Genomic DNA, 15,901 nt, shown 5'->3' on the forward strand with positions numbered 1-15,901 from the left:
AGATTTGGGTTTAATAGGCTCTGCAATATAGAAAAAACGTTAATAAATCCATAAAAAAAACCGCCATACAAATATATGGCGGTTTTTTAATATCATATCAAAACACTAATTATGCATCAATATTTGCATAAACAGCGTTCTTTTCTATAAACTCTCTACGCGGTGGAACCTCATCTCCCATAAGCATAGAGAAAATTCTATCTGCTTCTGTAAGATTATCAATGGTTACTTGTCTCATAGTTCTATATTCTGGGTTCATCGTCGTATCCCATAACTGTTCTGCATTCATCTCCCCAAGACCTTTATAACGTTGTATTTTTGAATTTTCTCCAAATTCTTTTACAATCATATCACGCTGATCATCATTCCAGGCATATTGCTTTTTGGCTCCTTTTTTCACCAAGTATAAAGGTGGCGCAGCAATATAAATATGTCCTGCTTCAATTAATTCTTTCATATAACGGAAAAAGAATGTCAAAATTAATGTAGAGATATGACTACCATCGACATCTGCATCACACATAATCACGATCTTATGATAACGTAATTTTGAAAGATTTAATGCTTTACTATCTTCTTCTGTACCTATCGTTACTCCTAATGCTGTAAATATATTTTTGATTTCTTCATTTTCAAAAACTTTATGGTGCATTGCTTTTTCTACATTCAATATTTTTCCACGTAACGGAAGAATAGCCTGAAACATACGATCACGTCCTTGTTTTGCCGTTCCTCCTGCAGAATCTCCCTCGACTAGAAACACCTCACACAATGCAGGATCTTGCTCTGAGCAATCTGAAAGTTTACCAGGCAACCCTCCTATACTCATCACCGACTTACGCTGTACCATCTCACGTGCTTTTTTAGCAGCGTGACGTGCTTGCGCAGCAAGAATTACCTTCTGTACAATGGTTTTTGCATCATTAGGATTTTCTTCAAGATAATTTTCTAACATCTCAGAAACAGCTTGTGACACCGCAGAAGTCACCTCTCTATTCCCCAACTTGGTTTTTGTCTGACCTTCAAATTGTGGTTCCTGAACTTTTACCGATACAATTGCAGTTAATCCTTCACGAAAATCATCTCCTGCAATTTCAAACTTTAACTTATCTAATAACCCAGAAGCATCTGCATACTTTTTAAGTGTAGAAGTAAGACCTCTTCTAAACCCTGAAAGATGAGTTCCTCCTTCATGGGTATTTATATTATTTACATAAGAATGTAGATTCTCTGCATATGAGTCATTATAAATCATCGCAACTTCTACTGGGATGTTATTCTTTTCTCCCTCCATAGAAATCACATCAGCAATAATAGAACTACGGCTTGTATCCAAAAACCTAACAAACTCTTTTAATCCTTCTTCAGAGTGAAAAGTTTCTAAAACATTATTCCCTTCTTCATCTTGGTGACGCTTATCGGTTAAAGTAATAGTTATCCCTTTATTAAGGTATGCCAATTCTCGCATACGACTCGCCAAAGTATCATAATTATACTCTAATGTTTGCTGAAAAATTGTTGGATCAGGTCTAAAAGTAACTACTGTACCATTAAAATCTGTATCTCCTGTTGATTTAACCGGATAAAGAGGCTTTCCTTTCTCATATTCCTGCTCCCAAACTTTTCCATCTTTATGAACAATAGCATGCAAATGATCTGATAAAGCGTTAACACAAGAAACTCCTACTCCATGAAGTCCTCCAGATACCTTATAAGAATCTTTATCGAATTTCCCTCCTGCACCAATCTTGGTCATTACAACCTCTAAGGCAGAAACTCCTTCTTTTTTATGAATTCCAACAGGAATACCACGACCATTATCTCTTGTCGTAATAGAATTATCTTCATTTATGGTTACCTGTATAGAATCACAGTACCCAGCTAATGCTTCATCGATAGAATTATCAACAACTTCATATACTAAATGATGTAATCCTCGAGACCCTACATCACCAATATACATGGATGGTCGCATTCTAACATGCTCCATTCCCTCGAGTGCTTGAATACTATCTGCCGAGTAATTCTTCTTATTAGCTTCTTCGCTCATAAAATCCCTTAATTAATTATTTTATTTTTTTGACAACAAACAAAGATAAAAAAACAGTAAAAGGATAAAAGGGTTTTATCAAAGATGATTTAAAGAGTTATCAACAATTAGTTAAGAATAGTACCAGAAAAATAAAAAATGCTCTTAAAACTGATAAAAACAGCCTTAAATTGAATTTAAGATTATAATAACATTTTAAAGCCTTTTCTGATTTAATAACCTAGACACTTCAAAATGAATACAATACATTAATTCACTATTACGCCTACAAAACTCAAAGAAAAGACATAAAAGATAATTCTAAGTAAATTTCCTTTTAAATAATAAAGCCCCAAGAAATTCTTCTCAGGGCTTTACATCTCAATTAACTCAACTTCTAGTTAGTAATAAAAATAAATTGTATGTTTATTGCACGACTTCTTCGGCTTCATAGGCCTCTTCGTGTACGTTAGCTACTGCTCGGCCACTTGGATCATTCATATTTTTAAAAGCTTCATCCCACTCTAATGCTATTTTTGTACTACATGCTACCGATGGCTCCTGAGGCACACTCATAGCTGCAGCATCACTAGGAAAATGCCCTTCAAAAATTGAACGATAATAGAATTCTTCTTTATTCTGAGGAGTTTGAATCGGGAACCTAAAGTGTGCATTTGCCATTTGTTCATCCGTTACTTCTGTTTCAACTACTTCTTTTAAAGTATCTATCCAACTATATCCAACCCCATCAGAAAACTGTTCTTTTTGTCTCCAAGCCACACTTTCTGGTAAATATGACTCAAAAGCCTTACGAATAACCCATTTCTCCATTCGTTCTCCATTAATCATTTTATCTTTTGGATTAATTCTCATGGCCACATCCATGAATTCTTTATCTAAAAATGGTACACGTCCTTCGATCCCCCATGCGGCAAGTGATTTATTTGCACGCAAGCAATCATACATATGAAGTTTATCAAGTTTACGCACAGTCTCCTCATGAAATTCTCTAGCATTTGGTGCTTTATGAAAATAAAGATATCCTCCAAAAATCTCATCAGCTCCTTCTCCAGAAAGTACCATTTTCACCCCCATTGACTTAATAACTCTAGCCATCAAATACATTGGAGTCGACGCCCTAATTGTTGTTATATCGTAGGTTTCTAAATTATAAATAACATCTTTTATAGCGTCAAGGCCTTCTTGTATTGTAAATTTAATTTCGTGATGAACGGTACCAATATGATCTGCCACTTTTTGTGCTGCCTCAAGATCTGGAGATCCTTCTAATCCAACAGAAAAAGAATGTAATTTTGGCCACCAGGCATCTTTTACATCATCTGATTCTATTCGTTTTTCTGCATATTTTTTTGCAATAGCTGAAGTAACCGAAGAATCTAATCCACCAGACAACAATACTCCATAAGGAACATCAGACATTAATTGTCTATGAACAGCTGCTTCAAGCGCATCTCTAAGCTCATCAATACTTGTTTGATTTTCCTTTACAGCTTCATAGTCTTCCCAGTCTCTTACATACCATTTTTTCAATTCCCCCTCTTCACCAGACAAGTAATGCCCAGGAGGAAACAATTCTATTTTTGTACATACTCCTTCTAGAGCTTTTAATTCTGAACCTATATAAAAGCTACCATTTTGGTCCCATCCCATATATAAAGGAATAATACCCATATGATCTCTTGATATAAGGTATGTGTTTTTCTCCACATCATACAAAGCAAATGCAAAAATACCGTTCAGATCATCTAAAAAATCAGCACCTTTTTCCTTATATAAAGCTAATATCACTTCACAATCTGACTCTGTCTGAAAATTATATTTTCCTTCGAATTGCTTACGAATCTCTCTATGATTATAAATTTCTCCATTAGCAGCAAGCACTAACTTCTTATCTTCACTAAAAAGAGGTTGTTTACCAGACACCGGATCAACAATTGCCAATCTCTCATGCGCCAATATCGCATGTTCATTTGAATATATCCCACTCCAATCCGGACCTCTATGACGAATTTTTTTTGACATCTCCAGTAATTGAGGTCTTAAAACCTCTGAATCTTGCTTTAAATCAAAAGCACAAACAATTCCACACATATTCTTCTTTTTCTATGATTTGAGAAGTCAAAGATGTACTTATAGTTACATTATAAAAACAATAAAGCTTAAATAGACTACAAATTATAACTAAAAAAACACTATAACCATAAAAATGAAACAAATATTAAGCAATACCTTTATAAATACTATCAAACTGTCACAAACAACATTTAACACAATTTATAGATACGATTAACATTTCGCTTGTAAGTTCGAGTATATCTTTACGTCTGTCATAAAAACAAAAATCACTCTTATGAAAAAATCAATCTTATTAGTTGCAATTATGTTGATAGGAACATTATCAACTGTAAATGCTCAAAAATTTGCTGGGTTACAAAAAAGCCCTACCGACATTTCTTATGCAAAGAAAGACCGAAGTGCTAAACCAGAAATCAAAGTTGTATATAGTCGCCCACAAAAAAAAGGTCGTCAAATTTTTGGTAATTTAGCCGCTTACGACAAGGTTTGGAGAACTGGTGCTGATGAAGCTACAGAAATTAAATTCTTTCAGGATGTAAAAATGGGAGATAAAACTGTTAAGGCAGGTACATATTCATTATTTACAATACCTGGAGAGAAGGAATGGACTATAATTCTAAATTCTGACCTAGACAGCTGGGGAGCATATACTTATGATGAAAGCAAAGATGTTGCAAGAATTAAGGTTCCAGCTGCAAGTGGAGAGGAATTAGAAGTATTTTCTATAGCTTTCAAAAAAGTTGACAAAGGGTACCATATGGTTATGGGATGGGACAAAGCTCGGGTAGAAGTTCCTTTTTACCTATAAACAAGAAACTTAGAGTTTAAAAAAACCAATAAAAAAATAGCATGAAACTTCGGACGTTTCATGCTATTTTTTACCTCATATAGTATTTGTTGATACTAATGATTCCCCCAACAGAGATTAGATATTATCTCCTCTCTTTTTTTAGTTATCTGTGGATAGCGTGACCAGACGCTCCAGGTAACTCTTTTAGAAAATCCATTACGACTCTAAAAGTTAATCTAAATTTCGTGTAAAATAGCCCCATATGTTATTTTTAAATTAATTAAATACTACATAAATATAACACCAATATGATGTGATTTCAATAATTATTTATGCATTTTAGATATAAATCAAGATTTTATCGATAACAAACACAAAAATCTCAATTCTAGTACTTTCCATTCTAATCAGCTTGTTATTTTTTACTAGGAAAATGGGGTAATTTCCCCCTAATTTCATTTTGTAATCAACAAACTATTCTTTTTAATTTCCAAAAATTGTCCCTCAACAATTTTTAAAAAATTATCTATGGATTGCATTACTGCAAGCCGATGGCAATTGCTTTAAAAAAGCTTTTAATGCCTTTACATCTATAACCAAAATACCGTAAAATAGCCTCATAATCTTTTGATTTATAATTTGTTGTACAAAGATAACACTCATCTCATTTGAGATAAAAAAATTAACACTTCTCAAACAAGGTTTTTAGATATAAAGCATTTTAGAAACGACGTGAGGTATAAAAATGAACTATCAACCACTTTATTTTAAAGAAATTTCCCACATGAAAAAGTTGTATTTAAGGGGTTTTCTCCCCCTTTTTGATTCTTTAAAACTAGTAATTAAACCCCCTCAGATTTACAAAAAAGCCATATGATATATCAATACCGGTCAGCTATTTCTAAATACTATTATTTCCCCTTCATTACAAATATAAAAAAAGAGACTATACACCGCTGGGGGACAGTCTCTTTTTTTTATGTTTTTAACAAATATTTCAATGTCTAAAAAGTAGTCTTCATCACTTTCGCATCACATAAGCAGATGCTCTCGGAAGATCTTTCAAGAATTTAATAATGTTTTTAAAAATAAGCCCTTTAAAAGTAAAAAATGTCCCCATATGTGATTCATTAAATATTAATTCTCAATCAATTTAATTAAAGACATTAAAAAATACAAGATTTTTGTTAAATAATTAACAGATTTCCAGAGACATACAAGAATAAGTACTTCAAAAAAATAAACCTAAATAGGTTTTTTACTTTTCAAATAAATAAGAGATTGTTTTATTTAAACAATCTCTTATTAAAGGTTCAAAACATATGACAATGCATAATATGAAAACATACTCATATTAATTTCTTATTATTTATACATCGCGTATCGTGAAGCTCCTGGTAGTTCTTTTAAAAAACTAATGACAACATTAAAGTTTAATCCGAAAATAGTAGTAAAATATTTCATAACATCCTGATTTTTAATTACACTTACAAATTTATAGGATATACACTCTTGTAACCGCAAAAAATCGCTGGTTAATCAAAAAGGCAGATTAAACCGGCATTTACTTTCGACGAAAGGTAATTTCGTCTTTTTTATTATTTAATTAAGTCATGATGTTTTGTATAACACATATACTTGATTATGGAATATTAAGATACTTATGGGTCTGCAGAGAAACCTTCCATTTTGGGTTTTTCATAACATAATCCACTATCATTGGAATCATTTTTTCGCGAACGCTCCATTCTGGTTGAAGATATAATATACAGTGATCAGAAACCTTAGCAGCTTGCTCTTCTGCAAAAGCAAAATCACTTTTATTATAGACAATGCACTTTAATTCATGGGCTTTTTGATAAATCTCTTCTTTAGGAAGTTTTACTTTCTTGGGGGAAAGACAAATCCAATCCCATTCTCCTGTCAAAGCATAAGCTCCAGAAGTTTCTATATGAGTTTTTGCTCCTCTATCTCTAAGGCCCTGGGTTAACAAACTCATATCCCATGTTAAAGGTTCACCACCAGTAACAACTACTACATCACTATATTTCAAAGAATTTTCTATAATTAAGCCTGTATCTGTAGGAGGATGCAGGTCAGCGTTCCAACTCTCTTTTACATCACACCAATGACATCCAACATCACAACCGCCTATTCTAACAAAATATGCTGCTGTTCCTTTATGAAAACCTTCCCCTTGTATGGTATAAAACTCTTCCATTAAAGGAAGCATCTTACCATCATTCACCAATTTTTGTACACTCTCTTGCATAAGGCTGCAAAGGTACATAAGATAAAAGAATTATAAGACAAAACTATAAATCGAATATTATAACAAAATTATTGCTTTACTGCTATGCATTCTATTTCTATTTTAGCACCAACAGCTAAACCTTTTGCAGCAAAAGTAGTTCGTGCAGGTTTCTGCGGAAAATATGTTTTATATACTTCATTAAAGGAAGAAAAATCTTCAATGTCTGCTAATATCACAGTACACTTCACAACATCTTCCATTTTCATACCGTGTTCCTTTAGAACCGCTTTAATATTTTCTAAAGTTTGTTTGGTTTCTGCCGTCACTCCTCCCTCCACTAACTTTCTTACACCATGATCCATACCGACTTGTCCTGAAAGAAAAAACAAATTCCCTACCTGAACAGCATCAGAAAAAGGAGCATTTGATTTTTTAGGCTCATGGGTTTTATGAAAAACTACAGTATCTGAAGATGTTGAAGAATCAGTACCACAACCTACTAAGAATACAAAGAGGCAAGTAATTGCTATTATTTTTTTCATGAATTAAAGTATAATAAAGTTTAGTAATACGATTTACTTTCATTAAAAGTAACTTATAATTTTAATAGAAAAGTTAAGATTCCTATTTTTATGAAAAATTACAATCAAATCATGAGTGACAATCAAGCATTTTTAGATCACATTAACAAAGGGTATACTACCAAGGGAGATTTTCTTACTATGGGAGCAGCAATATATAATGGAGAGACCATTACAAATGCACACGTAAAAGTACCTCTAAAAACGCTAAATCGCCATGGTTTAATTGCAGGGGCAACGGGAACAGGTAAAACCAAAACTCTTCAGGTAATTGCAGAAAATCTAAGTGAACAAGGAATACCAGTACTTTTAATGGATATCAAAGGAGATCTTAGCGGAATTGCAGCAGCAAGCCCAGGACATCCCAAAATTGATGAACGTCATGAAAAAATAGGCATTCCTTTTGAAGCTAAAGAATTTCCTGTAGAGATTCTTTCTCTTTCTGAACAAGATGGTGTTCGTCTTCGTGCAACTGTAAGTGAGTTTGGACCTGTTTTACTTTCAAGAATTCTTGATGTTACTACAACTCAAGCGGGAATCATATCGATTATATTTAAATACTGTGATGATAATAAATTACCCCTTTTGGACCTAAAAGATCTAAAAAAGGTATTACAATATGCTACGCAAGAAGGTAAAAAAGAACTAGAAAAAGATTACGGAAGAATTTCTACCGCATCGACAGGTGCTATTCTAAGAAAGATTGTCGAACTGGAGCAACAAGGTGCAGATCAGTTTTTTGGCGAACGCTCTTTTGAGGTTCAGGATTTATGTAGAATAGATGAAAATGGCAGAGGGATAATCAATATTATTAGACTAACCGACATCCAAGATAAACCTAAATTATTCTCAACATTTATGTTAAGTCTTCTTGCTGAGATATATGGTACATTTCCTGAACAAGGAGATAGCGGACGACCAGAGCTAATCATATTTCTTGACGAAGCACATTTAATTTTTAAAGAAGCTTCTAATGCATTAATGGATCAAATAGAAAGTATTGTCAAATTAATCCGATCCAAAGGAGTTGGGCTTTATTTTGTTACGCAGAATCCTACAGATGTTCCTGACGGAATTTTAAGCCAATTGGGATTAAAAGTACAACATGCACTTAGAGCATTTACTGCCAAAGATAGAAAAGCCATCAAACTCACTGCTGAGAATTATCCTATTTCTGAATATTATGATACCAAAGAAATATTGACCTCTTTAGGAATTGGAGAAGCATTAACATCCGCTCTTGATGAAAAAGGGCGCCCTACTCCATTAGCAGCTACAATGCTTAGGGCTCCTATGAGTCGCATGGATATATTAACGGATGATGAATTAAAGACATTATTAAAAAAATCAAAACTTATACCTAAGTATAACGAAGAAATTGATAGAGAAAGTGCTTATGAGCTTTTAAATGAAAAAATAGAAAGTGCAGAAGCCGAAGAAGCAAAAGCTGTTGCTAAAAAAGAAAGAGAAAAACTAAAAAGAAGTTCTTCTTCCAGCTCTAGAAGCAAAAGAACCAGTACTACAGAAAAAGCTATTATAAAAGTATTGACTAGTGCTACTTTTATTAGAGGCGCTTTGGGTGTACTTAATAAGTTATTGAAATAATTTACGTTACTATTAAAATGAAATTATTTAATCAACTTATCATGATAAAAAAAATTATTCAAGTCTTTGCTATTTCATTAGTTGTTTTTAGTTGTCAGAATGACAAAAAGCAAGACCCTTTTGAAATCACTACTAACAGAATAGGACTATTAACTAATGAAATACAAGTTAAAGAGTTGGACTCTATTTTTGCAAAAGACTCTATTGCCAAAAGAACTCCGGGAGATCAGTCTATCGGTTATGCAAACGAAATAGAAATCTATGAAAAAGGAGGTACTAAACTCTTAATTCTGGAAACTGATGAAAAATCAAGTCCTAGTTCTATTATCAAAAGTATTGAAATAATTGATCCGAGATATAAAACCCCAGCTGGGTTATCTTCTAATGGAGTTTTTAAGGACATTAAGGATCATTATAAAGTCTCAAAAATCAATAACACATTAAGCACTGCTGTGATATTTGTAGATAGTATTCAGGCATATTTTACTATAGATAAAAAAGAATTACCTCAAAAGTTTCGTGGCACCACAGATATCGAAATAAAAGAAGCAGATATACCTGATTCTTCAAAAATCAAGAATTTCTGGATAAGTTGGGGTAACAATTAAAGGATAGAAGAATGCAAAAAAAATATAGTATCCAAAAATCACCATTTGTTGTACCTACTACTGATGGAAAATTAATTGAGGAACATTTTGGTAATGCAACAGATCAAAACTCTCAAATTAGCATTGCCCATATGATTGCTCCTCCTCATTGGAGTGAACCTTTTCAAACACCCGAATTTGATGAATACACCTATATTATAAGAGGCAAAAAACAATTTACAATCGAAGGAGAAAAAATAATATTAGAATCCGGACAATCTATAAAGATTGAAAAAAACACAAGGATTCAATACGCTAACCCTTTTGATGAAGAATGTGAGTATCTTGCCATTTGTCTTCCGGCATTTACAATGGAAGCTGTACATCGCGAAGATGAATGAAAGAAAAATTTAAAAAATACCTTCCGCTACTTATTGGAAAACAACTCCAACTCCTGTTCTTTTTTAATCCAAAAAAGGCTATTCACAAAGCGTATATCCTATTTTGCACTCCCAGAAAAGGAAAAGTTTTACCAGAACAAGAGTACTTTTTAGAAGAAGCAGAAGATGAGGTCGTAGTAGTTGATGACACCTATATCCAAACCTATAGATGGTCTAATCTTGGAGAAACCATATTGATGGTTCATGGGTGGGAAAGTAATACACATCGTTGGAAAACACTTATTCTAAAATTACAGGAAGAAGGTTACAATGTCGTTGCCTTTGATGCACCAGCACACGGAAATTCTTCTGGTAAATTATTAAATGTACCACTATATACAGAATGCCTTCAAAAGATTATAGAATTATATCGCCCCAATCATATTTTAGGCCATTCTGTAGGAGGAATGACAACCATATTTCAGCAATATCTGTATCCAGATCAGGAAATAGAAAAATTAATTGTACTTGCCCCTCCATCAGAGTTATCCAGAATTATGCAAGATTATCAAAAAATATTAAGGCTCTCTTCTAAGTTTATGACTGCCCTAAATCAATATTTTAAGGATAAACACGGTTACTATTTTGAAGAATTTTCTGCTTCTGATTTTGCAAAAAGCTTAAAAGCTCCAGGTTTGCTTATTCACGACATCAATGATCAAATTGCACCATATACAGAAGCTCAAAGTATTAATAAAAACTGGAATGGAGTTCAATTTATCTCTACAGAAGATTTTGGTCATTCGTTATTCTTTGATGAAGTAGATACTATGATTATTGACTTTTTAAAAGCCTAAGTTTTAATAAATTTAATAGTATAGCTATATTGTCTTCCTACTTGTTCTATACCTTCCTACTCGTTCATATTTGCTATTAAAATAAACAATTATAAAAATATCTTTTTCAAAAGAACACTTCCCTAATTGATATCTATTGTTCACTCATTATTGTTTTCTTCAAAACTATCTTCAATATAGATTTACAATAAATTGAAATCATGAAAAATATAATTTATATCTTATTAGTCTTCTCTAGTTCTTTTGTAACAGCTCAAATCAGAGGAAATGCAACAATTATTTCCAGGCAAAATGTAATGGTTCCTGCAGAATTAGCAAATGCTGATATTTACGGAGGTCAAATACAGCAATTCAGGCAAAAAAACCTAGTACCAAACCCTATAATAACAATCGACACCAAAGTATTAAACAATATCGTTGCTGATTCTTATACTGCGATTTTTAACATCGTGCAAATTGGAAAAACTTCACAAGAAACTAATACACTTATGAAAGAGAGAGTCGCAAAAGTAAAAAAGGAACTACAAAGTAAAGGTGTTTTAGGAGAAGATGTTATTATCGATGTAATATCATTTGTTCCTATATATGAAACGGTTGTAGAAAAAAAACTATTCAGCAAAAAATACAATGAAGTACCTAAAGGTTTTGAATTACAACAAAACCTTCATATAAAATTCACTAATGTAAATCAGTTTGAAAAAATACTTTCTGCCTGTGCAAATAATGAGATTTACAATCTTGTCAAAGTAGATTACTTTATAAATGATATCCAAGCTGTATACAAACAACTACGAGCAGAAATTCTGAAAACTTTAAAAGAAAAACAACAATTTTATACCGATTTAGGTTTTGACTTAACATCATATGAGCCAATAATTGCAGACACCAAGTATTGTCATTTCCCCAAGGAGTTTTATAAGAATTATCAGGCTTTTAATAGCACTTCTTTAGAAACATTTAATAAAAAACAAGGAATCGTAACAGCAAAAAAACAAACTACATACTATTATGATCCTATCACATATAAAGATTATGATATGGTCATAAATTCTTCAATAGTAGAACCTGTTATACAAATAGGTATGGAAATAAAACTACAATATACTCCAAAACCAAAGGAACAAAAGCCAGTCGAGAAAGAAATTATAAAACCAAAATACTTTTTAATTTCACCAGATGGAAATGTTAACATCAAAGAATTACAATTGAACTAATAGCATCATGATTTTATGACAACCATCATCTTTAAATACTATCTTTGTATATTATTTAAATTATATGTCTGAAAAAACGTTCACAAGACTTAATAAATATCTTAGCGAGGCAGGGTATTGCTCTCGTCGCGAGGCAGATAAGCTAATAGATCAAAAAAGAGTAACCATTAATGGAGAAGTTCCTTTAATGGGAACCAAAGTTTCATCAGATGATATCGTGCATGTTGATGGAGAATTAATTAATGGTCCCAAGGAAAAACATGTTTATCTCGCTTTTAATAAACCCGTAGGTATTGTTTGTACTACATCGCAGGAAGAAAAAGATAATATTATTGATTATATCAATTACCCCAAACGTATTTTCCCAATAGGAAGATTGGATAAACCTAGTGAAGGCCTCATCTTTTTAACTAGTGATGGAGATATTGTGAATAAAATTCTTAGGGCTAGAAATAATCATGAAAAAGAATATCTGGTTACTGTAAATAAGTTGATCAGTCCAGAATTTATAAAAAGAATGGGGAACGGAATTCCGATTCTTAATACAGTAACCCGAAAGTGCGAAGTAGAACAGATTAATAAATATGATTTTAGAATTGTATTAACACAAGGACTTAATCGGCAGATTCGTAGAATGTGTGAATACTTAGGGTATGATGTAGTACGGCTAAAACGAATCAGGATTATGAATGTAATACTAGACGTTCCGGTGGGAGAATGGCGAGATTTGACAGATGAAGAATTACGTATCATTAATACCGATGTAGGGGATTCTAGCAAAACAGAAGAGGCTTCAGTAATAAAAGAATCAAAACCATCACGTCACAATAATCAGTCAAAACAAAATTTCAGAAATAATTCCAAAAGAAAAACATTTCCTGAAAAAGGTACTTCTAAACCAAGAAGCAGAAGACGTAGAGATCGAAGAAATTAAATCTTATTATTGTTGTTAATTATATCCTAATTTCGTCTTCTTAAAGTTTATCACTTTCTCAAAATAAGTAAATTACCTTACTAATCAATCTATAAACCAAATGGTAAGGTCTGTTTTCTTTCTGTTTTTTTTATTTAACATCACCGCATGGGGTCAAACTGAATATGAACCATCTGAAGCATATCCCTTTGGACAACCTAATCCAAATGCTCCTAAAGAAATTCTGGATTTTGCTCCTCTTATCGGGTTATGTGACTGCTTATCCCAAACTCGAAATCAAGATCAAACATGGGCAGAGCCCGTTAAAATGACCTGGGAATTTAAATATATCATGAACGGAATGGCGGTTCAGGATCAAACCAATAAAGCAGATGGTAAGCATTCTGGAAGTATCCGGCAGTTTATTGCAGATAGTAGTAAATGGTACGTACATTATTACTCCTCTGCAAAACCTACGACCGTTTTATCTGTCTGGGAAGGAAATAAAAAAGAAGGGAAAATTGTTTTATATAAAAAACAAAAAGCTCCCAATGGTATAGATGGCTTCTATAAACTTAGCTTTTATGATATTAATAATGATAGCTATAAGTGGATAGGTGAATGGGTAGACACAAAAGAAACTATTTCTTTTCCAACATGGAAAATTGACTGTAAAAAAAGAAAAAAAACTCAAAAACTTTCTGATGAAGAACAAATTAAAGCCGCGGCAAAAGCGTTTTCTGCATCCTACCTAAAAAAAGATTATGAAGCTTTAGCAAAAGCCTATACCAATAATGGCAAAATTTTCCCTACAAATGCTCCTATCATAGAAGGATATGAAGCCATTAAAAAACGATGGTCAGGATCATCAGGATACACTCCTATAGAACATGAGATCATCCCTGAGGAAATTGTAATTCTTGGTGATACAGCCCATGATTATGGAATATATAAGGGGAAGAATAAAAATGATGATGGTACCGAAATATCATATAAAGGAAAATACGTAGTCATCTGGAAAAAAAGAAACAATGAATGGAAAATGTATCTGGATATATGGAACAGAATAAAAGATTAATCAGAATTCATTTTTTTAATAAATACTTACTAATTCTACCTTTACAATGAGCATATTATCTCCATTTCATCTTGCGATTCCGGTACATGATTTACAAGCAGCCAGAAATTTTTACAATACCATTCTAGAACTTGAAGAAGGTCGAAGTAGTGATCATTGGGTAGATTTTAATTTTTTTGGTCACCAACTTGTAATTCATTATAAACCCAAACTCAGTTCTGAAGATAACTATAGTAACCCTGTAGATGGTAAAGATGTTCCTGTTCCCCATTTTGGAATTATTCTCGAGTGGGAAACCTGGGAAAGTCTCGCAGAAAAACTTATCGAAAAAAAAGTGCAATTTGTAATTGAGCCTTATATTAGATTTAAAGGAGAAACTGGAGAACAAGCTACAATGTTTTTTTATGACCCCTGTGGCAATGCTTTAGAATTTAAATCTTTTAAAGACAGTTCCTTAATATTCCAAAAATAATCTATTAAACGAATAACAAAAAAATCCGTTTAACATAAAATTATGAGTTTTTGGACTTTTTTAGTATATTGATGATAATTCTTAATATAAAAACAACACTAATATAGACTATAAAATACTCTCCATCTATGAAAAATACAAGTTTAATAATCTATACACTATCATTACTATTTGCTGTTAGTTGTGGCGTCCCTCAAGAGGAATTTGATAGACTAAAGAAGGAAAACGAAAATTTAAAACAAAAGATTGCAGAATGCCAACTCACACCCCATCAAATTCTTGAGCAAGCAAATGAATATTATGACAATTTGGATTATACCAAAAGTAGAGATCGATTAAAAGCTTTGGTTGAAAAATTTCCTAATTCGAGTGAAGGTAAAAAAGGTAAAAAATTATTAAAAAAAGTAGAAAAAGAAATTCTTGCAAATGCTGAAGCTTTAGAAAAAGAAGATCAGAAAGAAGGCAATAATGAAGCCTACCAAAAGGCACTTTCTAATATGAAAAAGAAATATGATGTAGCTAATGAAGTAACTTGGTATTCTGATAATTCTTCTACTCAATCAAATGATAAGAGTTACATTCAGACATATATTGGTAAAAAAGAAAAGCGCAAACCTTGGTTAGGGTTATCTATAAATCATTTTACCAAAAAAGATTGGTTATTCATACAACGAATGGAAATAGATGTGGACGGGAAAACTTTTGAAATAGAAGAGGCTACTCCAGGAGAATTTAATTCAAAAGAAGAATCTGGCGGAAAAAGGGAGTGGTTAGATCGAGTAATTAAAGAATTGGATATGCCAATGATTAAAGCTATTGCTTCTAGTAAAGTAGCTAAGATAAAATTTGTTGGTAAAGACGATTTAAATACAAAGACGATAAGTAAAGCTGAAAAAAAAGCAATACAAAATGTTCTTGATGCATATAATGCCTTATTAAATGTAAAATAATCTTTTTCCTTAGACAATCGTTAAAAGTTTAGTTTTTCTGTAATTACAGGTACTTTGTTAAAGGTTTACTAAGAAATTCTCACTATATTCCGCC

At 32.4% G+C, this 15,901-nt stretch carries 14 protein-coding genes; 10 read left to right on the plus strand and 4 right to left on the minus strand.

The window, feature by feature from the left end:
• Positions 1–109: 109 nt before the first annotated feature.
• Positions 110–2,050: a DNA topoisomerase (ATP-hydrolyzing) subunit B gene (gene gyrB, locus FOF46_RS10605; protein ID WP_143916446.1), complete on the minus strand. Its 1,941-nt coding sequence runs from the start codon at positions 2,048–2,050 to the stop codon at positions 110–112.
• Positions 2,051–2,455: 405 nt separating this feature from the next.
• Positions 2,456–4,141, minus strand: a complete 1,686-nt coding sequence (asnB, locus tag FOF46_RS10610) for an asparagine synthase B (RefSeq protein ID WP_109434796.1) — start codon at positions 4,139–4,141, stop codon at positions 2,456–2,458.
• 259 nt (positions 4,142–4,400) lie between these two features.
• Between asnB and FOF46_RS10615 the strand changes: the two genes are divergently transcribed.
• On the plus strand, positions 4,401–4,934 hold the full coding sequence (locus FOF46_RS10615; protein WP_109434795.1) for a DUF2911 domain-containing protein: 534 nt from the start codon (positions 4,401–4,403) through the stop codon (positions 4,932–4,934).
• 1,624 nt (positions 4,935–6,558) lie between these two features.
• On the opposite strand, the gene FOF46_RS10620 is transcribed toward FOF46_RS10615, so the two are convergent.
• Complete coding sequence (locus FOF46_RS10620; protein WP_235010909.1) at positions 6,559–7,206, minus strand: 7-carboxy-7-deazaguanine synthase QueE; 648 nt, start codon at positions 7,204–7,206, stop codon at positions 6,559–6,561.
• A 50-nt stretch (positions 7,207–7,256) separates the two neighbouring features.
• Positions 7,257–7,712 carry a RidA family protein gene (locus FOF46_RS10625; RefSeq protein ID WP_143916447.1) on the minus strand — a complete coding sequence of 152 codons (456 nt, stop codon included), beginning with the start codon at positions 7,710–7,712 and terminating at the stop codon, positions 7,257–7,259.
• Positions 7,713–7,823: 111 nt separating this feature from the next.
• On the opposite strand from FOF46_RS10625, the gene FOF46_RS10630 reads away from it, so the two are divergent.
• The 9 genes from FOF46_RS10630 (at position 7,824) to FOF46_RS10670 (ending at position 15,807) form a co-directional block, all read left to right on the plus strand.
• A complete protein-coding gene (locus FOF46_RS10630) occupies positions 7,824–9,356 on the plus strand; it encodes a helicase HerA-like domain-containing protein (protein WP_143916468.1) in 1,533 nt (510 codons plus the stop codon).
• Positions 9,357–9,397: 41 nt separating this feature from the next.
• Positions 9,398–9,964 (plus strand): hypothetical protein, encoded by a 567-nt coding sequence (locus FOF46_RS10635; protein WP_143916448.1) that lies wholly within the window; start codon positions 9,398–9,400, stop codon positions 9,962–9,964.
• 11 nt (positions 9,965–9,975) lie between these two features.
• Complete coding sequence (locus FOF46_RS10640) at positions 9,976–10,344, plus strand: cupin domain-containing protein (protein ID WP_109434791.1); 369 nt, start codon at positions 9,976–9,978, stop codon at positions 10,342–10,344.
• Entirely contained in the window at positions 10,341–11,180 is an 840-nt protein-coding gene (locus FOF46_RS10645; protein ID WP_143916449.1) for an alpha/beta hydrolase, read from the plus strand. The genes FOF46_RS10640 and FOF46_RS10645 overlap by 4 nt, the downstream gene beginning before the upstream one ends.
• Positions 11,181–11,380: 200 nt before the next feature.
• A complete protein-coding gene (locus tag FOF46_RS10650) occupies positions 11,381–12,394 on the plus strand; it encodes an SIMPL domain-containing protein (RefSeq protein WP_143916450.1) in 1,014 nt (337 codons plus the stop codon).
• A gap of 64 nt (positions 12,395–12,458) precedes the next feature.
• Positions 12,459–13,328 (plus strand): 23S rRNA pseudouridine(2604) synthase RluF, encoded by an 870-nt coding sequence (gene rluF, locus FOF46_RS10655; protein ID WP_143916451.1) that lies wholly within the window; start codon positions 12,459–12,461, stop codon positions 13,326–13,328.
• 100 nt (positions 13,329–13,428) lie between these two features.
• Complete coding sequence (locus FOF46_RS10660; RefSeq protein ID WP_143916452.1) at positions 13,429–14,385, plus strand: YybH family protein; 957 nt, start codon at positions 13,429–13,431, stop codon at positions 14,383–14,385.
• A 46-nt stretch (positions 14,386–14,431) separates the two neighbouring features.
• Positions 14,432–14,857, plus strand: a complete 426-nt coding sequence (locus FOF46_RS10665) for a VOC family protein (protein ID WP_109434786.1) — start codon at positions 14,432–14,434, stop codon at positions 14,855–14,857.
• Positions 14,858–14,985: 128 nt separating this feature from the next.
• On the plus strand, positions 14,986–15,807 hold the full coding sequence (locus FOF46_RS10670; protein WP_109434785.1) for a hypothetical protein: 822 nt from the start codon (positions 14,986–14,988) through the stop codon (positions 15,805–15,807).
• The last annotated feature ends 94 nt before the right edge of the window (positions 15,808–15,901 follow it).

The sequence above is a fragment of the Aquimarina algiphila genome (assembly GCF_007489275.1).
Classification (GTDB): domain Bacteria; phylum Bacteroidota; class Bacteroidia; order Flavobacteriales; family Flavobacteriaceae; genus Aquimarina; species Aquimarina algiphila.

What these genes read in the sequence shown, in the direction of transcription:
- gyrB (WP_143916446.1), bottom strand. Translation starts at nt 2,050, where the DNA reads ATGAGCGAAGAAGCTAATAAGAAGAATTACTCGGCAGATAGTATTCAA.
- asnB (WP_109434796.1), bottom strand. Translation starts at nt 4,141, where the DNA reads ATGTGTGGAATTGTTTGTGCTTTTGATTTAAAGCAAGATTCAGAGGTT.
- FOF46_RS10615 (WP_109434795.1), top strand. Translation starts at nt 4,401, where the DNA reads ATGAAAAAATCAATCTTATTAGTTGCAATTATGTTGATAGGAACATTA.
- FOF46_RS10620 (WP_235010909.1), bottom strand. Translation starts at nt 7,206, where the DNA reads ATGTACCTTTGCAGCCTTATGCAAGAGAGTGTACAAAAATTGGTGAAT.
- FOF46_RS10625 (WP_143916447.1), bottom strand. Translation starts at nt 7,712, where the DNA reads ATGAAAAAAATAATAGCAATTACTTGCCTCTTTGTATTCTTAGTAGGT.
- FOF46_RS10630 (WP_143916468.1), top strand. Translation starts at nt 7,824, where the DNA reads ATGAGTGACAATCAAGCATTTTTAGATCACATTAACAAAGGGTATACT.
- FOF46_RS10635 (WP_143916448.1), top strand. Translation starts at nt 9,398, where the DNA reads ATGATAAAAAAAATTATTCAAGTCTTTGCTATTTCATTAGTTGTTTTT.
- FOF46_RS10640 (WP_109434791.1), top strand. Translation starts at nt 9,976, where the DNA reads ATGCAAAAAAAATATAGTATCCAAAAATCACCATTTGTTGTACCTACT.
- FOF46_RS10645 (WP_143916449.1), top strand. Translation starts at nt 10,341, where the DNA reads ATGAAAGAAAAATTTAAAAAATACCTTCCGCTACTTATTGGAAAACAA.
- FOF46_RS10650 (WP_143916450.1), top strand. Translation starts at nt 11,381, where the DNA reads ATGAAAAATATAATTTATATCTTATTAGTCTTCTCTAGTTCTTTTGTA.
- rluF (WP_143916451.1), top strand. Translation starts at nt 12,459, where the DNA reads ATGTCTGAAAAAACGTTCACAAGACTTAATAAATATCTTAGCGAGGCA.
- FOF46_RS10660 (WP_143916452.1), top strand. Translation starts at nt 13,429, where the DNA reads ATGGTAAGGTCTGTTTTCTTTCTGTTTTTTTTATTTAACATCACCGCA.
- FOF46_RS10665 (WP_109434786.1), top strand. Translation starts at nt 14,432, where the DNA reads ATGAGCATATTATCTCCATTTCATCTTGCGATTCCGGTACATGATTTA.
- FOF46_RS10670 (WP_109434785.1), top strand. Translation starts at nt 14,986, where the DNA reads ATGAAAAATACAAGTTTAATAATCTATACACTATCATTACTATTTGCT.